At 42.1% G+C, this 21,903-nt stretch carries 18 protein-coding genes and 5 pseudogenes; 6 read left to right on the forward strand and 17 right to left on the reverse strand.

The window, feature by feature from the left end; genetic code table 11:
* Window positions 1-2: 2 nt before the first annotated feature.
* The 9 genes from HGO23_RS14810 to HGO23_RS14850 all read right to left on the reverse strand — a co-directional run bounded on the left by HGO23_RS14810 (window position 3) and on the right by HGO23_RS14850 (window position 10,057).
* Window positions 3-422, reverse strand: a complete 420-nt coding sequence (locus HGO23_RS14810) for a TIGR03757 family integrating conjugative element protein (protein WP_209027127.1) — start codon at window positions 420-422, stop codon at window positions 3-5.
* A 211-nt stretch (window positions 423-633) separates the two neighbouring features.
* Complete coding sequence (locus tag HGO23_RS14815) at window positions 634-1,254, reverse strand: autotransporter domain-containing protein (RefSeq protein WP_342355491.1); 621 nt, start codon at window positions 1,252-1,254, stop codon at window positions 634-636.
* Window positions 1,255-1,379: 125 nt separating this feature from the next.
* Entirely contained in the window at window positions 1,380-3,116 is a 1,737-nt protein-coding gene (locus tag HGO23_RS14820; protein WP_209027128.1) for a hypothetical protein, read from the reverse strand.
* 341 nt (window positions 3,117-3,457) lie between these two features.
* Window positions 3,458-3,853 (reverse strand): acetyltransferase, encoded by a 396-nt coding sequence (locus HGO23_RS14825; protein ID WP_209027129.1) that lies wholly within the window; start codon window positions 3,851-3,853, stop codon window positions 3,458-3,460.
* The gene (locus HGO23_RS14830; RefSeq protein WP_425330520.1) at window positions 3,847-6,663 is read right to left on the reverse strand and encodes a conjugative transfer ATPase; all 2,817 of its coding nucleotides are present in this window, start codon (window positions 6,661-6,663) and stop codon (window positions 3,847-3,849) included. Before HGO23_RS14830 ends, HGO23_RS14825 begins: the two co-directional genes overlap by 7 nt.
* Window positions 6,663-7,079, reverse strand: a complete 417-nt coding sequence (locus tag HGO23_RS14835; protein WP_209027131.1) for a TIGR03751 family conjugal transfer lipoprotein — start codon at window positions 7,077-7,079, stop codon at window positions 6,663-6,665. The genes HGO23_RS14830 and HGO23_RS14835 overlap by 1 nt, the downstream gene beginning before the upstream one ends.
* A 12-nt stretch (window positions 7,080-7,091) precedes the next feature.
* The gene (locus HGO23_RS14840) at window positions 7,092-8,573 is read right to left on the reverse strand and encodes a TIGR03752 family integrating conjugative element protein (RefSeq protein ID WP_209027132.1); all 1,482 of its coding nucleotides are present in this window, start codon (window positions 8,571-8,573) and stop codon (window positions 7,092-7,094) included.
* Window positions 8,570-9,457 carry a TIGR03749 family integrating conjugative element protein gene (locus tag HGO23_RS14845; protein WP_209027133.1) on the reverse strand — a complete coding sequence of 296 codons (888 nt, stop codon included), beginning with the start codon at window positions 9,455-9,457 and terminating at the stop codon, window positions 8,570-8,572. The genes HGO23_RS14840 and HGO23_RS14845 overlap by 4 nt, the downstream gene beginning before the upstream one ends.
* Window positions 9,458-10,057 carry a PFL_4703 family integrating conjugative element protein gene (locus tag HGO23_RS14850; protein WP_209028796.1) on the reverse strand — a complete coding sequence of 200 codons (600 nt, stop codon included), beginning with the start codon at window positions 10,055-10,057 and terminating at the stop codon, window positions 9,458-9,460.
* Between the two features lie 102 nt (window positions 10,058-10,159).
* Between HGO23_RS14850 and HGO23_RS14855 the strand changes: the two genes are divergently transcribed.
* Together HGO23_RS14855 and HGO23_RS14860 are read left to right on the forward strand one after the other, a co-directional pair.
* The gene (locus HGO23_RS14855) at window positions 10,160-11,200 is read left to right on the forward strand and encodes an IS481 family transposase (RefSeq protein ID WP_209027134.1); all 1,041 of its coding nucleotides are present in this window, start codon (window positions 10,160-10,162) and stop codon (window positions 11,198-11,200) included.
* Between the two features lie 21 nt (window positions 11,201-11,221).
* A complete protein-coding gene (locus HGO23_RS14860) occupies window positions 11,222-11,404 on the forward strand; it encodes a TIGR02391 family protein (RefSeq protein WP_244967818.1) in 183 nt (60 codons plus the stop codon).
* A gap of 355 nt (window positions 11,405-11,759) precedes the next feature.
* On the opposite strand, the pseudogene HGO23_RS14865 reads toward HGO23_RS14860, so the two are convergent.
* A pseudogene (locus HGO23_RS14865) lies at window positions 11,760-12,655 on the reverse strand (IS5 family transposase).
* Between the two features lie 13 nt (window positions 12,656-12,668).
* Here HGO23_RS14865 and HGO23_RS19750 point away from each other — a divergent pair.
* Window positions 12,669-13,786, forward strand: a pseudogene (locus HGO23_RS19750) (IS3 family transposase); the annotation flags it as partial.
* Between the two features lie 12 nt (window positions 13,787-13,798).
* Here the strand turns inward: HGO23_RS19750 and HGO23_RS14880 are convergent.
* The 7 genes and pseudogenes from HGO23_RS14880 to HGO23_RS14910 all read right to left on the reverse strand — a co-directional run.
* A pseudogene (locus HGO23_RS14880) lies at window positions 13,799-14,510 on the reverse strand (IS1 family transposase).
* 257 nt (window positions 14,511-14,767) lie between these two features.
* A complete protein-coding gene (locus HGO23_RS14885; protein ID WP_099136805.1) occupies window positions 14,768-15,187 on the reverse strand; it encodes a bleomycin resistance protein in 420 nt (139 codons plus the stop codon).
* Window positions 15,188-15,552: 365 nt separating this feature from the next.
* Window positions 15,553-15,654, reverse strand: coding sequence for a hypothetical protein (locus HGO23_RS20085; RefSeq protein WP_209028799.1), 102 nt, complete (start codon window positions 15,652-15,654; stop codon window positions 15,553-15,555).
* Window positions 15,654-15,956: a hypothetical protein gene (locus HGO23_RS14895; protein WP_209027136.1), complete on the reverse strand. Its 303-nt coding sequence runs from the start codon at window positions 15,954-15,956 to the stop codon at window positions 15,654-15,656. Before HGO23_RS14895 ends, HGO23_RS20085 begins: the two co-directional genes overlap by 1 nt.
* A 104-nt stretch (window positions 15,957-16,060) precedes the next feature.
* Window positions 16,061-17,007: pseudogene (locus HGO23_RS14900) on the reverse strand (IS630 family transposase).
* 83 nt (window positions 17,008-17,090) lie between these two features.
* Complete coding sequence (locus HGO23_RS14905; RefSeq protein ID WP_244967819.1) at window positions 17,091-18,284, reverse strand: Ig-like domain-containing protein; 1,194 nt, start codon at window positions 18,282-18,284, stop codon at window positions 17,091-17,093.
* A 2-nt stretch (window positions 18,285-18,286) separates the two neighbouring features.
* Window positions 18,287-18,849, reverse strand: a pseudogene (locus HGO23_RS14910) (TraC family protein); the annotation flags it as partial.
* A 270-nt stretch (window positions 18,850-19,119) separates the two neighbouring features.
* Here HGO23_RS14910 and atoD point away from each other — a divergent pair.
* The 3 genes from atoD to HGO23_RS14925 are packed head-to-tail and all read left to right on the forward strand — an operon-like array spanning window position 19,120 to window position 21,767.
* Complete coding sequence (gene atoD, locus HGO23_RS14915; RefSeq protein ID WP_209027137.1) at window positions 19,120-19,770, forward strand: acetate CoA-transferase subunit alpha; 651 nt, start codon at window positions 19,120-19,122, stop codon at window positions 19,768-19,770.
* 12 nt (window positions 19,771-19,782) lie between these two features.
* Entirely contained in the window at window positions 19,783-20,448 is a 666-nt protein-coding gene (locus HGO23_RS14920) for a 3-oxoacid CoA-transferase subunit B (RefSeq protein WP_099136808.1), read from the forward strand.
* Entirely contained in the window at window positions 20,445-21,767 is a 1,323-nt protein-coding gene (locus tag HGO23_RS14925; RefSeq protein ID WP_209027138.1) for a TIGR00366 family protein, read from the forward strand. Before HGO23_RS14920 ends, HGO23_RS14925 begins: the two co-directional genes overlap by 4 nt.
* The last annotated feature ends 136 nt before the right edge of the window (window positions 21,768-21,903 follow it).

Below are 21,903 nucleotides of genomic sequence, written 5' to 3' on the forward strand. Positions count from 1 at the left end.
AATTATCTCCCCCTACGATACGTATCTACCAAGGTTTGAGCATGATTAATATCAGTACTGCCATACACAACATAACGATCATCTATTACAACGGCTGGATATTTTTTTATCCCAAGCTCCCAGGCACCAGTAATTCCTTGATACGCTGTTACCATATCCCGCTCTTTTTCTCGCCATTCTGGTGACTGTAATAATTCAGTTATCAAAGAAGCGTTATCTGCATTCACAGAAACATTCATAGAACGAAAACAATCTTCTGAAAGTGCATCAGGAGCATCAAGCCAAACAATTTTAATATCTTCTCTGGAGTCAATTTTATTTGGTGGATTTTGATGATCAGTATAAATGACAGTTGACGCTTGAACAGTTGATGTCAAAACTATTACGATAAAACTAGCAAACAATGAGCACCGCTTTTTCATTAGAAATGTCCTCATCCATTAAATTAGGATAAGGTTGCAATAACTTTCTAACAAAATCAGTAAACAATTCATAATCCAATAATTATAATTTTTTTCAATAAAAAAAATTTAAAATCAAATAAATATACCATTTAAAGAAACTTCACTCCTTGCTGTGTAGTAAGTAAGGAGTGAAGTGAAAAAGCAATCTGGTATTTTGAATGCCTAACTATCAAAATCGATATTTAATATTAAACAAACCGTTAACGCCTTGTTTTTCTCCAATATAACCTGTGAATTTAAACTCCCCACTAAAATTAGACTGCTCACCAAAACCGATACCCATTGATGCAAATCCACTCCCACCTTTTGAAGATAAATCTCGAATTTTCATTCTTTCGATAGCTCCTTTTGATTTACCATCAAACTCATACTGATAACCCACTCCAGTATTTAAGGTTACATTTTCCGTAATTTTATTATGTAATATTGCCCCTACCTTAACTTGATGAGAGTTAATTGCATCAAACTTAATATTTTCATTACCCAGTACAGTTTTAATTCCCGCCTTATCATAGTTAATATGTGCATATTGATAATCACCATGGACAGTTAAATTTCTTGTGTTACTAAGCTTAGCTTTTTTATCAATCCCAATATGAGTTCCAATATATAATGAATCGCTATTATATTGGCTCATGATATTCTGGTTTACTCCAAAATCTTGTGATTTGAAGTCATAATTCAGCTTTCCACCTCTTAGAGAACCTGTAATTACCAAATCTTCAAAAGCATTACTTTGTACTAAAACACCTGCACCACGATAATTAACATTTCCTTTTCCTTTAATCACTGGCAAACGGCTTTGATTGAATGAAGTATATGATGCACTGCCAGTTTCAAAAAAAACACCTAATGAGGAACTTATTTTATTAGAATAAATAGCATTCCCTACTAATAAATTAGTTGCTATTAAATTCAGCTTTTCCCCACATTAAAACGGTTTTTACCTGATTCAACTAACACAAAAGACTCAATGTCTATGCCTTTTAGTTCTACTTTTGTCACCAAACTGTCATTAACAACTAAAATTCCAGCATTCCTCCCAGATAAATAAGCTGTTGTCTGCGGATTTAATTCTGGTTCCAGATCAGGTGTCAGCTCTGGTTTTGGCTCAGGCTTGGGTTCCGGCTTCGGTTCTGGTGTCATTTCCGGTTTTGGCTCAGGCTTGGGTTCCGGCTTCGGCTCTGGTGTCGGTTCCGGTTTTGGCTCAGGCTTGGGTTCCGGCTTCGGCTCTGGTATCGGTTCCGGTTTTGGCTCAGGTTTGGGTTTCGGTTCAGGCTCAGGATGCCTTGGGATGACATTAACCACAATAGATTCAGATCCATTCTCTGCTTTCTGTTGTTTCAATGACAAGAGAATTAAGGAAGCTGTTCCTAAAGTCACTTCGGAATCAATAAACTCTGCATCTCCAGTAATATTGCCCATTAATGTTGCCTTACCACCACTTACCAGTTTCGAATTTTTATGAATACCATCAACTGTTACTGTTGACTTCTTCACATCAATTGGCTCGATTGTGTCTAATAAAACATCTCCTTGTTTAATATTTTCATTCAGGTAAAAATTATATTTTTCAAACCCTGAAACAGACCTTATCTTCAAAGGATTAGCTTGAAAATTAAATACATTCCCTGTTAACTTATCACGTCCTCCAAAAGATCTACCTGACTCAATTGATGAATTTTCAGGAGACTTAAACACGATATTACCCACTAGGGTCATATTTACCCCATTAATATTTTTAGGTGTCAATACACTAACACCTAGTATATCTGCATTAGAATTAAAAACCACATCTTCTAAATATATCGCAACAGGTTTATCAATGGATGCCTGAGTAGAGAGCAAACCAGTAATTTCAGTTAAAGAATTAAAAACGGACTTCTTAATATTAATTATGTTATTCTTATTAAGACCATATTTAGCTAAATTCATTGCTCCATAAATTCTTGTATAACCATTAAAAATAGAGTTGCTGATATTGGTTTTATTATCAATTAAATCTGCATTACCTATGTTAGTTGCATAACCTCCTAACAATAGGACGTATTTATCAAACTGTGATTGCTCAATATCAATCAAATTATTCTTCAAAAAAGCATTATTTTTAGGGCTATCTCCACCATAAGCCCCCCGTATCTCAGTCTCTTTCATTAGATGTGAGTTTCTGACCGAAACAACAGAATCTTCTATTGTAGAATCAGCGCTACCTGTAGTGTACGTTCCTGTTAAATCAGCCTTACCGTTAACTTTTACTCCATCTAATAATACTTTATTCTCTCTGGCATAAAGGCTATTCACTGAATAAACGTAGGCACCTGATGATGTTACCCCTCCCATTTCACTATCATTAATAAACACATTATTATTTCCAATGACCTTATCACCATGTACTGCCACGGTATTGCCACCATACAATATGAAATTCTTATCAGAAATAATCCCACTCATTATCAAACCATTATTACTCATTCCTTGTAATTTAGCTTTGCTGGAATATCCCGCCATGCATTCACCTCCTGAACCATTTGTAACAACACAATTATTATTGTACATTCTTTCTATTACAGAGCCACACTCTGTAGCTAATGATTCACCACTAAAAACAGCAGTGCCAATTAAAATAGAAAGCAATGTTCTTCTATTTTTCATAGAATAAATTCACCTTACTGTTCAATTTAAATATATTTTTATACAGTGAGCCGCATGGGGGTATGGCTCACCAAAATAATAAAATCATTAAATTAATACTTTAAAGTCATTTAATTATAGCCAGATAAAATAATTATTAGCTATTTTGTCCGGTATAAGCTCTTTTCAGTTTATCCAAAAATTTATTTACTACCCGAAAATATTTTTTATTTCTTGTGTTACAGTGCTACAACCTGCTAATTTAAATAGCGTAGTTTTCATAGAGTTAATTCACCTTACTGTTCAATTTAATGATATGAGGCTACACGGTGAGTCGTATGGGGGTACGACTCACCACCTTCTTACTCTTTCATTCGCTGATGAATCAACAAGATGAGATAAATCGCATCTGTTGCATCTGCTACATGGATAAACCATCGAGGATGTTTGTATTCTTCTGGTTTGGGCCATTGATGTTCCCCAGACACAGTTATCAAAAGGTTAACGTCATGACCCTGTTCATCTTCCAAGTTAACTGAAATACAATTACTTTTTCCTATACGGTGAGGGTGGCAAGTCATCAAGTGTACTTTTTTTAACCTTCGTCTAATTTCAGTTAGTAATCGCCCCAGAGAACGGGTCGTTTCTTCAGATATAGATGGACATGCCTGGGGCTGGCAATCAAAAACAGAAAATAGCCCAACACCAGAATCAACTTCACGTCTTGTCATCGGAACCAGATATTTCAGCGTTAACATTCAGAGATCACCTTACCAATACTACGTTCACAGTACGGCAAGCCGCGAGCCTTATCCAACTTTGCAGCGACTAAAAAAGCAGCTTCCAGTTCACTGCAATTATGTTTTTTCATTAATTCTCTACGTTCTGCCTTTTCTTCTTTTTCTGTCATTCCCAAAGCTAGAAATAAACTTGGTGGTACTGCCCTAAATAATGCTTCAACTTTTTTCGACAATACAACGCCTTCTGTATAACAACGTGGGAGCTTACTGGCGGAACGTAAGACGGCTTTTTGATCTTCACTCAATGTCTTAAATCGAGCGATATCCTCTATTTCTTTTTGTGGCATGGTTAAACAAACCCACCATTCCGCCATATTGAGCATCTTCGCGGCAATACTAGGGTAGTCTTCTAAGTTTTGAGTAGCTAACCATAACCAAGCCCCTAATTTCCTCCACATTTTTACAACCTTTGTCATATACGGGGATAACAAAGGATTAGTAGTAAGAATGTGAGCCTCATCAACGACAAAATTAATATCACGTTCTAAATATTGATCACGTTCTGCAATATTATTAATCGTATTAATCAACGATACCATTGTTAGTGCCATCGCTGCTTCATACCCTTCACGTGCCAAATGAGCAAGGTCAATCAAAGTGATATCAGCTTCAGGCCAAGCAACTCCAGGTTGATTAAAAAGTTCGCCTTCAAATCCTTGGGTGAAAAGGCTCATTGCTTCCGCCATCTCAGCAGCACGAGCACGACGACGTTCATCTCGATTAAAATCACCAGAAATTTCATTAAGAGCACTCTGCAAATCTTCAGCAAGCATTTGTCTTTTTTGCTCAAAGGTATTTTTCGCAGCCAATAAAATGGCTTCACGGATCATTCCTCTGTCTGCTCTGGTTAACCGCTTTTCTTCGTCAGGTTCGCCCCCGGTGATCATCATACGGGCTGCAATTTCCATCTCCCCTAAGATATCGCGTTCTTCATTTTCTTCATCAGCATTAATATCTGGTAAATCTTCGAGTTCCAAAGAAGCAATATCTGCCTGTAGCAATTTATGTGCATCAGCAAATGGAGGTAAACTCACTTTAGAACCAGGCTTAACGCTAATTTTATGAACACTAAGCCCTAGGCTTTCAAAGTAATCAGCTAACAAACCGAAGCTATTTCCGGCTTCAGCAATAAACAATCTGGGGCGATGGACGGCTACCAATTGTGATAACACAGAACATAATGTTGCAGATTTTCCCGCACCTGTTGGGCCAAATAACAATAAATGAGCATTCTGTGAACGATCATTCTTATTCTGTGGATCAAATGTCAGAACATCGCCACCGCGATTAAAGAAAGAAAACCCAGGGTTTCCTGTACCTGTCGAACGTCCTGTAACGGGTAACAATCCAGATAAATGTTGAACCCACGATAGACGGGTATACCAATGTTTTTTATCGAATTGTGGATTAAAACACATTGGTAAAGCTCTTAAATATCCATTAAGCGGAGCAACGTCATATTCTGGTTTAACCGGTTCTAATCCAGCCGTGAGTAAAGTCGATGTAATTTCAATACGCTTACGATTTAATTCTTCAATATCACCTGCACGTAATAAAAAAGACAAAGAAGCTCTGTATAATTTATGACGTCTCCCCAAGTATTCTTTGACTATCTTGACATCTTCCCGAACACGCCCAGATTCAGTATTCTCACCAACTGCATTTTTTGATAATTTTGTAAACTTTTCTTCTAATGTGTCCTGTGGTTGTACAACAATCGTGATAGAAACAATGGTTCCCTCTGGAAACAGATCCATCAATGTATTGATATTCCTATCTCCACGCCGCTGTTCCCCTGTTAAAAGCCCCGGGTTTGGTGCTTTTCTCAGGCGTTCAACGTTAACCACTCCATGTGCTTTATTATCAAACCACCAAACTCCGTTCTTAGTATCAGAGCGGGGAGGGGTAAACCATAATGTTTCAGCAAAATCGTTATGTACTTCTAGGTTATTTGGTTGTTCATCCTGCTTACTCCAATATGCCCCCTCTCGATACAATGTCTGTTTATCTACCCAGTCAGGCTCTGGGTTAAAAAGACGCAGCAACCAATCATGAACCTGATAACCATTCTGGCGAACACAGATAACACCTGCATTTCCCAAAGCACTACTTAAACGATCACACACTTGGTTCAGCATACCTATTGGTGGCATTGGATCGCGGTGATTTTTTCCTAACCAACGATAAACTACCATACGAGTACGGCGCTGTTGTCCACGCCATGGTTGGCCTGTTACTAACGTATCGTCGAAAAGCCCCTCTGGACGCGCAATACCCTGTAAATGTTTTTCAGTTTCACGTAGCCATACTTCAGTAAATTTCGTACCTTGAGCCGCAGGACGAACATAACTACGTAGTCTATTCAAATAGTCTGTTACGTTACTTTCATCTTGGCAAAAAAACTGAACAACCCATGGATTCTCATCATATTCTTCAAGGCTATCCTGTAACGCATCTTCAACAGTATCCCTTATTTCTTCCAAACGGCTTTCTGGTCGCCCTTCTGTTGGTACTGGTTCTATTGCATATACAGCACCTACTGAAATACCATCATCCAATAATAAACATTGTTCATCATCTAAATATTCAGCCCATGGCAAGTAATCAATAATTGATGGATTAGCGTGATAAAGTTTCTTCTCATCCGATAACGTCATTTTTTTTGGTCGTTCTAATGGTTGACGTTCTTCAATACTAAAATCATCTTGAACTACTACTGATGGTTGATCTTTTATTGATGTCTTATCTTTTTTACTAAAAAATCTCATCATAGCGTTTCTATCCTTTCACCTGGCATTGCATACTGCACTTGTTGGTAAAACGAGAATACCGTGCTATATCCTGGTACGGGTAAATTCCCTTGAGATAAATGAGGGAAAACATACATAACCATATCTGGATTAGGTAGGCGTGGGAATTGCTGACTAATTTCAATTTCCTGTGTACGAGAATAAGTGTCAGACAGCATCATTTGCTTTTCCTGTCCGTACTCTTTCAAAGGCCGTAGTTGAGTATTTCGAGCCAGTTGGATCAACTGTCCAGTAGATACCTTTTTACCAGCTTTACCCTGCCAAATTTCCATCATGTTATGTTCACCAGCAGGCATCAATTTCTCTTTAGAGGTAGAACACCCCATTAAAAATGCTGAAGCAAAGAACAGGACAGTAATTGTTTTTAATTTCATTTGTTTTTCTCCTTAATCCAATTCATTTTCCATATCATCAGCCAGGCTGAATCCATAGTTAACCTTGCGTCCTTTACCTTCATAATCAATCGGAATTTGACGGGTAATATGTACGGCAACTGTTTTACCTGGCGGAACATAAACTGCATCAAACGTTTGTCCATAACGAGATTTCACCCAGTCAGCGACATCTTTAAAACCTCCGCCAACCGCTTTCCCTAAAGCGGCTTGCCCTGCATCTCCTGTAAGAGCTGACGTTATTCCGCCACTACCATTGGTTTGAGTTGTGTATTGATTCTGCGAAAAAGCATCCCCGGCAGAAGCTGCGGCAGTTAAAGCAAACAATGTCGGTAAATATGTACCAGCGTTAGTCTTGCGTTCACCGCTAATACACGGAATACCGCTCTCGTCAGAAAGCCAACCAATAGCACCACCGTTATTACGCCCACTGTTATTACTGCCATCAGTGCGGCTGGTTGACTGTGGAACGGTGCGGACAGTTCCATCAGCAAAAACAAACGTAATTGATGTAATATCTCCACGAACACAAGAAAGTGTCCAATCTCCGGTAGCTGTTCCACTTATCACAGCCCCTTCTACATCGGGTAAATCAATTCCATTAGCAGTTAAATTATCTTTACCAACGACTACCTTGAATGGATACGGATCAGTTACTTTTCCATCTATTGGAACCCTTCCAAGTAATGCGGTCATTGCTTGGCTTCCGACTAATGTTGAATTTTCTGGTAACGTATAAGCTGGTTCAACAATGCCTTTATCAACCGTACCATCAATAGCTCTTTGATTTTTAGCAGCCTTGTCTAATTCAGCTTTTTGACGAGTAATTTCATTGTCTTCTAAAAATGACATAGGATAAGTGGGCTTGGCAGGATAACCGCCTGTATTATTATTTGGATCTGCTGGCTGAGCATCTTGGGGGTCTACCCAAAAAACGCCCCCTTTATAAGAGACAGAAGACTCTCTTTGTTGATCTAATCCCAAACCAATAGGAATATCACTGGATGAACCGGATGAATTTGTAGCTTTATTGCCTAAGCTGAATGAATTCCCTAAATTCTCCAGTCGTGTCATTAAAGTTTGCTGCTCTGCTTGTAATGCTTGCTGTTTTCTATCAGCCTCTTCACGAACTTCATTAACCGCAGCATTAATTTGGCCTGATATATTTTGACTCTTTGTCCGTAAATGTTCATTTTCTGCAATTAACTTTTGGTTTTGTTCATCTAATATGTTTTGCTTGTCACGGACTTTTTTCAACGTGCCAATCAACGTACGTAAAGTATCTTCTGGAGTATCACCTTCAATACCCAATGCTTTCAGTTCATCAGCGTCTAAATTTTTCAATGACTGATCTATATTCTCTGTAGATGTTGTTGGTTTATCTGACTGCCCACAGCTTTTCATGCCGATAAGAATAGCAACCGCTATAACTGACGGAACCAACACTTTCACTAAAGTATTAGACGTAACTTTCATTGCTGGCTCCTTTTATCTTTAGATGCTTTTTTTGACAAAGCGGGTTCAGCAATAAAGGCGTTTTCTGGTTTTCCTTTCATCACCAAATACAAAGTTGTTGTATCTTCAGGCGTACTAGTTGGCCCTACCCATTGATGTTGGAATGTAGCTGTCAAAAAGTGGCCTTGTAGCATACGTGGATCAAGCACTACTTTTTCAGTAGTCAGGTTAGTTAGTTTCAATGCAACAACAGTCACAACATTGGCGCGCCATCCAGCTAACGGCATTACTTGAATACGAGCACTTGGGTATAATGTCGTGATACGTTTCGGCAACGGTAGCGGAATAGAATGGATACCTGGAACAGTTTCAACAGTTCGCAATGGTGCATATAAATTCTGGGCTGCATAGCGCGTTAACAGCACTGGAAGCGGAGCATTATAGGAAGTCTTCTGTTTTTTCTTACCCTGGGCATTAGTATTATTCAGGTTTTGATTGTTATCTTTTGAAGAACGCTGCTGTGTTACATCTCCTGAATAAACAAGCCGCATTGGTTCCATCGTTCCTTTATTAGATTTAGCGGTTACATCTAATAAAATAATTTCACCGTTTTGCACATCTTGTAACTGCAAACGAGTCGTTGGAAACACACCTTCTGCTTTCAGATATACAGTTCCGCCAGTACTTTGAATACGCAATTTACCATTTAATTCAGGAGGAAAACTGACACGAACATTTTTTTCGACAAAAATAATTCGTTCTTCCCCAACATTAAGGTGAACTGGTAACGGAATACGTTCCCACTTAACAAGCTCTACCGCATTAGCTGTAGTAGACATCATTAATGAAGTTACAGGAAAAATTAATGATAAAACCAAAAGTGCCGATGAAGAGTAACATTTCATTTATTTGTTCCTCTTAGCGTCTTGGATTTCAGAAATAGCTTCTAAACGCTGCGGTATTCCATCATAACAATCTAAAACCAATCCAAATGGATTCGATTCTTGATCTCCTTCCCATCGAGTTACTTTAATTGGGTAACGTACAACGGCACGTTTAACAGACTCTGCATGATAATATTCATCAGCAACCACATCTAATTGAACTATCCAATTATCTCTATTAACAATATTAACTTTATTTTCACTATATCCACGACCGGGAACCTCATATATAACTCTAACCCGATCTCTTAATTCCCCAATATCAGTACGATACTGTGCTTCTTTTTGAAAGAAAGCTTTACATGATGGAGTTAGATAAGGTGATAGCATTTCGATTTTTTGGGGAAAGTCAGTTTCTCCATTCTTGGGCCAAGCATTCAATTGTTGAAAAATATAAAAAGTAAAAGCATATACTGTTGAATCAGGTATTTCCCACCATGCGCGGGAACTCCCCGCTCGTAAATCTGGAGGATTATGAATAGTTAAATTACGAGGTGCATTTATCCATCCTCCAAATGCCACTAAAAGGAGTAAAACCAACACACCACAAATAATATGTATTAGTTCAGACTAGATCTGACACTTCGATTTGAAAAGAAGAGAGTTACCCGCTTTGATTAAAGGTGCTGAATCTTAAATCAAAGAAACTAAGAGGTAACTCTCATGCTACATACTAGCAATCCAATTATTAAACACAAAGCGGGTCTTCTCAATCTTGCAGAGGAACTTGGCAATGTATCCAGAGCCTGCAAAGTGATGGGCGTATCACGAGACACTTTTTATCGTTATCAAGAACTCGTTGAAACTGGTGGCATTGATGCGCTTATCAACCAAAGCAGAAGGGCACCCAATCTCAAAAACAGGGTTGATTCTGAAACGGAACAAACGGTTGTCAAATACGCCATTGATTATCCGGCATACGGACAAGTGAGAACCAGTAACGAGCTGCGTAAATTAGGTGTATTTGTCTCACCGAGTGGAGTGCGTTCTATTTGGCTAAGGCATGACCTTGAAAACTTTAAAAAGCGCTTACTGGCGCTCGAAAAACACGTTGCTGAGAATGGAATCATCCTGACGGAAGCACAAGTTGTCGCACTTGAGAGAAAAAAACAGGATGATGAGGCCTGGGGTGAAATCGAAACCGCTCACCCCGGTTATCTAGGTTCACAAGATACGTTCTATGTGGGCAACTTGAAAGGTGTTGGTCGGATTTACCAGCAGACTTTTGTCGATACCTACAGCAAGGTGGCGTTTGCCAAACTCTATACCACCAAGACACCGATTACCGCGGCTGATATTCTTAATGACAAAGTGCTCCCTTTCTTTGAGTCGCATAAATTACCGATACTGAGGATTTTAACAGACCGGGGGACAGAATATTGTGGTCGTGTCGAACACCACGATTATCAGCTTTATTTAGCGATAAATGATATAGACCACACGAAAACGAAAGCGATGTCGCCCCAAACAAATGGTATCTGTGAACGCTTTCATAAGACTATGTTGAACGAGTTTTACCAAGTCACATTCAGAAAGAAATTGTATAGCTCACTCAATGAACTGCAAAAGGATCTGGATGAATGGATAGATGACTACAACCATCATCGTACTCATCAAGGAAAAATGTGTTGTGGTCGTACGCCAATAGAAACCTTATTGGAAGGCAAATTAATCTGGGCTGAAAAAAATCTCACCCAGATTTAATCTGACAGGCACTGCATCAAAGTGGGTGACTGTCAGATCAGGTTTGAACTACTACAATTTAGAAATACGACTGCGCATGCTCCAAAAATAACATGGTCAATACAAGAGCAGGATGCGCTCGATATTCTGTCAATGGTATCCTTGGTTCATCGACGTTTGGATGATGCTATTGAAGCTCAAAAAATGTATCAGGGAAAGTCTTAATAAATTACTCCAGTTGATACAGCTGACCACGTTCATTTTTATGCAATCGCTAAGCTCATTATTGTGACAGTATTGGTGTTATCGTTGCCAGTATGACCAATGTAAAATCTGTTAGACAGTCTCCGCCGTCTTTTCCATCAATTTTGACAGCAGCTTACGCAGTTCTGAAACCTGAGGTCTACCAATTCCTTCGGAGTTTAATGGGCAACTGTATTTAAGGGAACCTCTAAAAACTCTCAATACAAAAAATAAGATCAATTTTGCACTCACCAATAAATGACCTTATTGTGTATGACTTTTTCTTGCTTTTTCAGGGGAAAAAATAAACTCATCGCTTTTTCATCACATACCGGAATTAAAAGGCATGAATGCCGGATTTTCCAAAATAAACCAAACGGTGCAAATCATAGCAGGTTGCCTTCAGAGTCATCGCAAAATTGGCTCGCCGCTGGCCTGTCGTTCGGATAAATTTTTCACCCATCTGAGAGAATGAGCCAAAGATATGTTCTACCCGTGCCCGGGTTTTCGCTATTTTCTTATTTCGGCCTTTCTGGCAGTCTGATAAGGGCTTATTGCGTGACGCTTTCCTCTGAATATGAACACGATAGCCCTGTTCCTTCAGCGCCCGTTCACGCATCTGGCTGGCATACCCTTTATCAGCATAAATGTCCCGACTTGTATTTGACCGCTCCAAAACGGCTTCAAAAAACTGGCTATCATGGACAGCTGCGGTTCCTGTCGCGATGTGGCGGATCACTGTATATTTTGTATCGACATTAATGGTAAGTTTACAGCCAAAATAACTTTTACCGTTCTTTTTCGTCCAGGTTGCCTCGGTGTCTTTCTGGCATCGTTTGTTTGCTGTCCAGTTATCCGGGGTTTTACCCTGACGGAGTTGTTCATTCTCTTCCTTCTTATTGTGCTGCTTAGGAACTGGAATCAACGTGACATCAATGACTTGACCACCTCTGGGAATGAATCCCTGTGGGAAAGATTATGGAAATGTTTCAGGATAATGATGCGAACCATCACCTCAGTCGGGAATGGCGGGCGTCCACCTTGGGGAGCAATAATACGTGGCGCGACACGGTCTATGGTGTCAGCCAGTGCCGAGAAATCAACATACTTATCAAGAACAAGTAGCGGCTCACCTAATTCATCGATTTTTCGACGGGGATATTCGGATGCCAGCTTGTCTTTTTTTGAAGCAGTGACCTGTCCTAAATAAAGTTGACACTTTTCTTCATCTATTTAGGAGAGTGTTATGAAATCAGAAAGTAAACGAACTCAGCGCGATTATTCATTAGCTTTTAACTTGGCTGTTGTTGAACAAGTTGAAAAAGGCGAGATGACTTACAAACAAGCCCAATGTCGATACGGGATTCAAGGACGTTCAACCGTCTTAGTTTGGCTCAGGAAGCATGGTCAGTTAGATTGGCGTCTGGGTTGTACACCTTTACATCCTCAAGGGGCACCGATGACCACATCTTCATCACTCACACCCGAGCAACGAATCAAAGAACTTGAGCAGCAACTGGCTGAAATGGAAAAGAAAGCTGTATTTTTTGAGGCGGTCGTTGATGTTTTAAAGCGGGACTATGGCGTCAGTCTCGTAAAAAAGCCACGAGGCAAACCATCCAGGAGAAAAAAATAGCCGGCTTCACTGTGGCTCAATGTTGCCGTTATCTTGGTCTTACACGACAAGCTTATTACCAGCAATGTCAGCGGGCAGCAATAAAAGCGAGGCATGAGCAAGATGTGCTTATGCAAGTCCAGTCAATCCGCTTAAAGCAACCCCGCATTGGAACGAGAAAACTTCAGTACCTGTTGCATCAATCAAGTGCCTTGGAAATAGGCAGGGACAGGCTGTTCAATTTACTCAGAGTCCATCATCTGTTAGTCATGCCCAGACGGGCTTACCACAAAACGACGCATAGCCATCATCGTTTTTACTGTCACCCTAATTTACTCAAAGCAGGCCCTAATAAGGTCACGCCAACGGGTCCGGAGCAAGTCTGGGTTGCCGATATCACGTATCTCCCCGTGAAAACAGGGGAAGCCTATTTAAGTCTGGTAACGGATGCCTGGTCACGTAAAATCGTGGGGTATCATGTCCACGATAACTTAAAAACAGACTCGGTCATCAAGGCGTACAAACAGGCCTTAAAAAGCCGAAAATTAACCGAACAATCGCTGATCTATCATTCAGACAGGGGGTTACAATATTGTTCAAAACACTATCAAGCATTACATGCCAACAATGAGGTCACCTGCTCAATGACAGACGGCTACGATTGTTACCAGAATGCCTTGGCAGAGCGGGTCAATGGCATACTGAAAAACGAATTTTTACTCTGTAAACCCGCTAACCTTGAAGAAGCGACAATATTGGGGTCATGACTCCAAAGCGTTGTAATGATGTTTTTCAATATATGCACCAATCAGCTTTTCGTGGACTTCTATCGAACGTGAATAACAAATTGTTTTTCTTGCCAATCGTTTGATATGAATACGCAGATTGAGATTATGCCGCTCAATGCGTTGAGTAAAAATTTTTCCCACTAAATGCTTTTCAGACTCAATTTCTCGGGTGTAACTCCCCCAGTCATCCGTCGTGATGAAACGAATGCTAAAAGGGGTCAGTAAGTCGAGCAATTTGCGGCAGGTTGCATCGGTTCGCGGACCGAATACATGGGCTATGACCTGTTTTCTTTTTGTATCAAACGCATACCAAAGCCAGTGGCGTTGTTTTTGTTGCCCACAAAAGACCATTGTTCATCTAATTCACAGATGAGAGTCACATCTTCGTAAACGGCCTGTCTCGTTGTTACTTGTTTTGGCGAGAGTTTTTTAAAGTGCGTATTACCGTATTGATACCGACACCTAAAACGCGGCCAGTGTCTCTCACACCAGAGCCATTCATTGCCATATCAACAATTTTCTCTTTCATGTCAGGTTTATGGCCATTGTAACGATAGTTAAGTTGAAAGGTTTTCCGGCAATCCTTGCAATAATAGCGCGGGAAGCCTGCTTTACCTGTCCCGTGTTTACGTACAGGTTCGGTTTGACCGCAATATCGGCAAACAACTTCTATCTTGACAGTCACATGTGGGTTCCACTAAAAAAACACAAGAATATCAAATTAACGCTTTAGAGTCACGACCAATATTGGTGAGTGAATCGGTAGATATTTATAATCGGTATAGGCCTCACTTAGCCCTAAAATATAAAACGCCCGATGAAGTCCATCATCAGGCGTTAATAAGTGTCAACGTATATCAGGACTAGACATTGATATTCGGAAAAACCATAAAGTTTCCGGATTGTCTATTAGACTAGCCACCTAATGAATTTTAAAATTCATCATTCAATATACTGGCTGAAGCGGAGAAGATATCCATCAGGATCTTGAACAAGAAACTCTCTTTGACAACATTTTGAATCACCTATTTTGTAGTAGTTGTCACCAATACTACGGTATAGCTGAATATTATTTTTCTGAATACGAGAATATATAGATGCGATCTCATCTACTTCAATTTGAAAATTCACCCCTCTTCCAAGTGGCTTAACGAAACGTCCTGTATTCCAGCCTTCCTCATGGTACTGCTCAAGCATTAGTTGTGCTTCACCTAGACAAATATAAGCGAACTCCGGATCGCTACGTCTGACCATGATGCCAAATCCAATAATATCAACGTAAAAATGCAATGAAGAAGGAAAATCTGTTACCGTTAACTCGGGAACCATACGGTTCCAGTAAAGCTCTTTCTTGTCAGTCATTTTAGTTATCCTTTTTAAACAGGAACAGTATACATCAAGGAATACGATAATGAGAGGCTGACGGCTCTGGTGTCATTTTCAAAAGACGACTGCACGGAATGTCAGAAGTGGGCTGCACTAGAGCCTTATAGAGTAGAGTATAAAAATAGATCATACTGCTCCAAGGTAGATGCCTACCGGTGAATCAATTATAATCGACTTCAGTGACCACCCGAACAGCCATCTTTAAAATGAAATGGTAACTACACAAAAGAGGGTACAGGGTCACGACTTGATAAACTCGCTGCTAATGCGACAAAACCTAATGAAGCCCCCATAATGACTCTAATTTTAAAAATAGAGCCATTGATATTTACCTGTAATAGTTATTCCCACAAATTGCGCAAAAATCTTGCCAAAGCTGCGTCATTAATACTATAACAATATCCACCAATGACATGACAATTAGGGTTCTCGTAATAATCGATTAATCACTAACCATCAATCCCTTAGAATTAATGACTTTTACAATTCGCAGATTTGCTGGAGTAGCCGTTGAATTTTTGTATCTAGATACATCTGATTCATAAAATTCTCTATCTATTAAATCACGGGCTCGAGAGCCAAAATCACCCATACTCCAATTATCACCAAGTCTGGCCCCGTGAGTTCCTGAAAGAATGACAACCTCTTTTGGGTTTTCATCATTAATACCAGGGCGTCTGTTTATTCTATTTAGAGGATCTTCAATATAAGAACCGCGAATTTTTTGAGTTGAACCGTAAATCATTTTCCCTTCATGCTCAATTCATTCCCATACTGGAAGATCATTTTCTGCCATAAGCTCGCCTGTAGGCAATTTGTATACTGGCTGTGGCGGACTTCTATACCAATCTAACTTGAAGATGCAGGTTTTAAAATCTGAAAATTGTCAGTAAGTTGAATCGTAAGTTCTTTCGCTTTTTCTGGCAAAGTGACATGAAAAAAGTGACGAAGGGTTTCACGGAACGTCTTCGCATTCGGAAAATAGACATTGTTACACACTTGCTCATTCATATACTTCCACAATCGCTCTATCGGATTGAGGTTTGGGCTGTAAGGCGGTAGGTAATGCAATTCAATATTAAGGACATACGCAATATCTTTCACCAACTCTGCTCGGTGGTAACCCGCACCATCCAGAATAATATGGATTTTTTGCGAAAGCGGGTAAGTTTCCCGGATCGCCTCGAAGAAATACGCGATGTTTTTAGCATTGATGCTCGGATATTCACGGATCACGGTGTCTTCAATTTGTTGTAAATTGAGGGCACCCAGAATATTGAGACGGGTACGACTGCCAGTGGTTTCGACCACTTTTACCTGATTTTTTTCTGCTTTCATCCAGCCATAGCTGAGCTTTGTGGACTATGAAGGATGTCGAATTTATGAGGAACTCCCTTTGGTTTTTTGTAGCTGAAACCTTGGCGGTGAAGCCATTTCGTCATTCCGCCCACGCTGAAAGAAACCTGCCAACGTGCTCGGACATAGGCCACAATTTGAGCGGTAGTATGTATCAAATTTGCCGTCAAATAATCAATCAGATCAACGGTTTGTTCGGCAGACAAACGGCTTTCAGAGCCGCCATTTTCCGGGGTGAGCTTTTCCTGAGCGATGAAATCTTTTAGGTGACGGCTTACCGTACTTTCATGAATACGCAAGGCCTGTGCAATCATCTGAGCTGTCCAGCCTTCGGAGGCCAAAAGCACGGCCTTGATGCGATCACAGACTCGACTGTCACGAGTTGTATCATGCATCAATTCGAGGGCACGTTTTTGTTCTGGTGTCAGATGAATTTTCATGGTTGCAAGCATGATCTGGTTTGGATAAGAAATCAAACATCTTCAATAGCGATTGGTATAGGTAAAATAATGGAACACTCTATTCAGTACTGCTGCTTACCACACGCAAATCCCGTCATCGCCCAGGCATTTCGCGTCCATCTGTCTGTCTCTGCCCAAAATACCCATTTTGCCTGATGTTCTGCTGAGCCTGAACGGGCGGCAAGGTAATCCGTTGATGTCACATAAAATTCCCGTACCCAGCCGTCATAAAGATAAAAATTACCCCACTCCTTACAGAGTTGTTCGAGTGCATATTTGGAGGCAATCCGGCTGCCGAGTGATTGACAAATCTGGTTTGCATTCGAGTAAAAATCTTCCGTCAGGCCTGAGCGCTCAAACCAGGTGTGAACCGTCAAGGTCAATTCGACCTGCTGCCCGGTCTCATCAGTATCGGTGAATCTTACTCCGTCAGGATTTTGCTGCACCGTCACCACATTACCCGATACCGTAACCGAGGGCGAATCGCTCTGCCAGTTTACCCCGCCTGTATTACCTGCCGTGATAATACGGAATTTTGCACCATGCCAGAAAACGAAAGGCCCTCTGATGCCGAATGATTTCTGGTTGGCATTACCGCCCTCACTGTCAACGGCAACGGTATCAACAAGGCGTAACGGTGGGATAAATTCCACAGAGGAGACGATTGGCTGTTCACCAACGTCAGCAGTAACCAAAGCCGGCCCAGCATGACGACTGACAAAAGTGGCTGTCGCGTTTCCCTGACTGTCTGTCCAACCTTCCGCAAAGATCATCTCGCCAAGATTTCCAGACCAGTCAACCGCTTTATCCGCAAGCCCCTGCCCATGAATATCGGTGACCGTGACAGTAAAAATCACCCGATCTTCTCCATCCGTCGCGGCACGGGTTTTATCAACAGTGATAGCCGGTTTCAGTAAACGCTTAAACGTCACCGGAGAAGCATTGAGCATTTTTCCTGACACTTCCGCACTCACTGTTGCCATCCCTGCGGTGCGGCTGACTAACCGGGCTGTTGCCTCCCCCTGGCTGTTTGTCTGCTCCTGCCTATCCAACAGTTGCCCGTTATCCGTTGACCATTGCACTTTGCTGTTGGCAACGGGTCGATCTGCTGCATCGCGCACATTAACTGTATAAAGGATGCTGTCCTGACCATCGGCAATAACGGTTTGTTTGTCCGCCTGAAGCGTGTGCGTTAGCGAGGTAATAAAGCGAATCGGAGAAGCCATCACCGTTTCACTGCCAACCGCCACTGTCACTTCTGCATTTCCTCGGTCAGTAACGTTGATGATAACTGATGCACCCGATGGTTCAGGTCAGTGACATCTTTGCCGCGCACCAGAAAGGTCAGTGCACTGCGGTACAGTTTATGCCGCCATCCCAGTAAGGCTTTGATTTCCTGCACATCCTGCCGGGCACGCGCCGATTCTGTATTTTCCCCACCGCATTTTTTGCCAGCCGGGTAAAATTCTCTTCCAACGTATCCTGTGCCTGCGCCACAATGGTCAAAGAAACCACGGTGCCTTTCGGCATCATATCCATCAGCGCATTGATATTATCGCCCCGTTTCACTTCACCCGTCAGGGTGCCCGGCTCCGGTGGGCGGCGCAGACGTTCAACCGGAATGGCTTTATGTGGCAGACCATCAAACCACCAGAGTCCATTTTCGGGATCAGACACCGGCGGCGTAAACCACAGGCTTTCGGCAAAGTCATTGTTAACCGGGAGTTCGGGTGGCGTAGAGGTTTCATAACTCACCGTATGGTAAAAATCGGCTTTTGCCATGCTCCAGTCCGGGGATGGATTAAAATGACGTAACAACCAACTAAACATTAACTTTTAACAAAAGGATGAATGCAGAAAGGTTGCTTTGGCAGCCAGCATGATGACAAAGACAGGTAAGACCGGGACTCACTAAACCTGAATATTTTTATGAGTTTAAAGCTCGCAAAGGAATGAGGTGTGAGTCGGCGAATGACATAGGGACTCGCAGCTTTAAAGGCTGCAAAAAAGCCGGATATAAAGCTGCAAGCTATCTGTCAGAGTTAGCACAATGGAAGCCGTTGCAAACGGGACGCGTTCATATAAATAAACATGAAAAATAAAAAAATAACGATTGATAAGGTAAAGGAATTTTTCTGCGATGGAATGTCCATTATGGTGGGTGGATTTATGGGTGTGGGTACTCCACCACGTTTAATTACAGCGCTATTAGAAACCGGTGTAAAAGATCTAACCCTCATTACCAATGATACTGCCTTCGTTGATACCGGCCTAGGACCATTGATTGTTAATGGCCGGGTAAAGAAATTAATTGCATCCCATATCGGTGCCAATCCAGACGCTGGCCGCCGCATGATCTCCGGTGAAATGGAAGTACAACTGGTGCCACAAGGTACGCTGGCAGAACGGATCCGCTGCGCTGGTGCTGGATTAGGTGGTTTTCTGACACCAACGGGTGTGGGCACCATGGTGGAAGAAGGCAAAGAGAAAAAAGTCATCAATGGCCGGACATACCTTCTTGAACTCCCGCTATATGCCGATCTGGCACTGATTCAGGCACACAAAGCGGATAATTTCGGCAACCTGACCTATCACCTCAGCGCTCGTAACTTCAACCCGCTTATTGCACTGGCCGCAGATATCACGCTCGCTGAACCGGATGAAATCGTACCGGTTGGCTCTCTCGATCCGGACTGCATTGTCACACCGGGTGCTATCATCGACCATCTCATTGTTAAATAAGGAAAAGATGCCATGAACGCTAAAGAATTTATCGCTCGCCGTGTAGCCCTTGAATTGAACGATGGAGATATCGTTAACCTTGGTATCGGCCTACCGACTCAGGTTGTGAACTACCTGCCTGAAGGGATACATATCACTCTACAGTCTGAAAACGGCTTTCTCGGTCTGGGGCCTGTCACACAACCGGATAAAGATCTGGTGAACGCAGGGGGGCAACCTTGTGGTGTACTACCGGGTGCATCTATGTTTGACAGTGCTTTTTCCTTTGCTCTGATCCGGGGTGGTCACGTTGATGCGAGTGTGCTGGGCGGGTTGCAGGTAGACCAAAATGCTAATCTGGCTAACTGGATGATACCGGGCAAGATGGTGTCGGGCATGGGCGGCGCGATGGATCTGGTGACCGGTGCCCGTAACGTGATCATTGCGATGGAACATTGTGCAAAAGATGGCTCAGCCAAAATCCTACGTAAATGCACCATGCCACTGACAGCAGTGAATGCAGTGAATACACTGGTTACTGAACTTGCGGTATTCCGTTTCGAAAACGGTCAGATGGTGCTGTTTGAATACGCATCAGGTGTGGACATTGACACTATCAAGGCGAAAACCGAGGCCAAATTTATCGTCTCTCCGCACGTGAAAGTGATGTCTCTTGATGTAACTGGAGATAGCCTATGATCGGCCACATTTCTCGTGTAATGACACGGGTTGTGAGCCGCTATTTGCCTGATCCGCTGATCTTTGCAATGCTGCTCACCATGCTCACTTTTATAATCGCACTGTCGTTGACACCTAGCACATCAATGGATCTGGTCAAAATGTGGGGGGACGGCTTCTGGAACCTACTTGCATTCGGAATGCAGATGGCGCTGATTATCGTCACCGGTCACGCATTGGCAAGCTCAGGTCCTGTTAAACGTATTCTGAGGCTAACGGCTTCACTGGCAAAAACGCCCACACAGGGTGTGATGCTAGTGACCTTCTTCGGTTCTGTGGCTTGTGTCATTAACTGGGGATTCGGGTTGGTTGTAGGAGCTATGTTTGCCCGTGAGGTCGCCCATCGGGTTCCCGGTTCTGACTATCCGCTTCTGATAGCCTGCGCCTACATCGGTTTCCTGACGTGGGGTGGTGGTTTTTCCGGCTCAATGCCGCTGTTGGCAGCAACGCCTGGCAATCCGGTTGAGCATATCTCAGGTCTGATCCCAGTCAGCCAGACCATCTTTACCAGTTACAACATCTTTATCACTCTCAGCCTTATCGCCGCCATGCCGTTTGTCACCCGTATGATGATGCCGAAAAAAGAGGATATTGTGATGATCGACCCAGTTTTGCTGGAAGAAGAACCGGATTTCCAGAAAAAACTGCCGAAAGACGCACCACTATCTGAACGCATGGAGGAAAGCCGTGTTATCGCGTGGATCATCGGAATATTGGGTTTCATCTACCTCGGTATGTACTTTGCCAAGAACGGGTTCAACATCACCATTAACACTGTCAACATGATTTTCCTGCTGACCGGTTTATTACTGCACAAAACCCCGATGGCGTATATGCGTGCAGTGGGGGCGGCGGCGAAAAGTACTGCGGGTATTCTGGTGCAGTTCCCCTTCTATGCAGGTATTCAACTGATGATGGAAGGCTCAGGGCTGGGCGGGCTTATCACTGAATTCTTTATCAACGTCGCTAACAAAGACACTTTTCCAATCATGACCTTCTTCAGTTCCGCACTGATTAACCTTGCGGTGCCATCTGGTGGCGGTCACTGGGTTATTCAGGGGCCATTTGTCATGCCTGCTGCTGAAGCGTTGGGCGCAGATTTAGGTAAATCAGTTATGGCTATCGCCTATGGTGAGCAGTGGATGAACATGGCGCAACCGTTCTGGGCATTACCGGCACTGGCTATCGCAGGACTCGGTGTACGCGACATTATGGGCTATTGCATCACAGCACTCTTTTTCTCCGGTCTGATATTTGTTATCGGCCTCACTCTATTTTAACGATGATAAGAATTAAAGATTTATCATGGAAAATATAGTGATTGTCAGCGTTCAGCGTACCGATATCGGCAGTTGACCAATATATCAATAAATTAGAGACACCACCAAATTCCGAAATGGTCAAAGGGGAAAACAT

The sequence above is a fragment of the Xenorhabdus budapestensis genome (assembly GCF_017743015.1).
GTDB lineage: Bacteria > Pseudomonadota > Gammaproteobacteria > Enterobacterales > Enterobacteriaceae > Xenorhabdus > Xenorhabdus budapestensis.

What these genes read in the sequence shown, in the direction of transcription:
- HGO23_RS14895 (WP_209027136.1), bottom strand. Translation starts at nt 15,956, where the DNA reads ATGATTTACGGTTCAACTCAAAAAATTCGCGGTTCTTATATTGAAGAT.
- HGO23_RS14830 (WP_425330520.1), bottom strand. Translation starts at nt 6,663, where the DNA reads ATGAGATTTTTTAGTAAAAAAGATAAGACATCAATAAAAGATCAACCA.
- HGO23_RS14920 (WP_099136808.1), top strand. Translation starts at nt 19,783, where the DNA reads ATGAACGCTAAAGAATTTATCGCTCGCCGTGTAGCCCTTGAATTGAAC.
- HGO23_RS14855 (WP_209027134.1), top strand. Translation starts at nt 10,160, where the DNA reads ATGCTACATACTAGCAATCCAATTATTAAACACAAAGCGGGTCTTCTC.
- HGO23_RS14925 (WP_209027138.1), top strand. Translation starts at nt 20,445, where the DNA reads ATGATCGGCCACATTTCTCGTGTAATGACACGGGTTGTGAGCCGCTAT.
- HGO23_RS14885 (WP_099136805.1), bottom strand. Translation starts at nt 15,187, where the DNA reads ATGACTGACAAGAAAGAGCTTTACTGGAACCGTATGGTTCCCGAGTTA.
- HGO23_RS14820 (WP_209027128.1), bottom strand. Translation starts at nt 3,116, where the DNA reads ATGAAAAATAGAAGAACATTGCTTTCTATTTTAATTGGCACTGCTGTT.
- atoD (WP_209027137.1), top strand. Translation starts at nt 19,120, where the DNA reads ATGAAAAATAAAAAAATAACGATTGATAAGGTAAAGGAATTTTTCTGC.
- HGO23_RS14835 (WP_209027131.1), bottom strand. Translation starts at nt 7,079, where the DNA reads ATGAAATTAAAAACAATTACTGTCCTGTTCTTTGCTTCAGCATTTTTA.
- HGO23_RS14810 (WP_209027127.1), bottom strand. Translation starts at nt 422, where the DNA reads ATGAAAAAGCGGTGCTCATTGTTTGCTAGTTTTATCGTAATAGTTTTG.
- HGO23_RS14840 (WP_209027132.1), bottom strand. Translation starts at nt 8,573, where the DNA reads ATGAAAGTTACGTCTAATACTTTAGTGAAAGTGTTGGTTCCGTCAGTT.
- HGO23_RS14825 (WP_209027129.1), bottom strand. Translation starts at nt 3,853, where the DNA reads ATGTTAACGCTGAAATATCTGGTTCCGATGACAAGACGTGAAGTTGAT.
- HGO23_RS14845 (WP_209027133.1), bottom strand. Translation starts at nt 9,457, where the DNA reads ATGAAATGTTACTCTTCATCGGCACTTTTGGTTTTATCATTAATTTTT.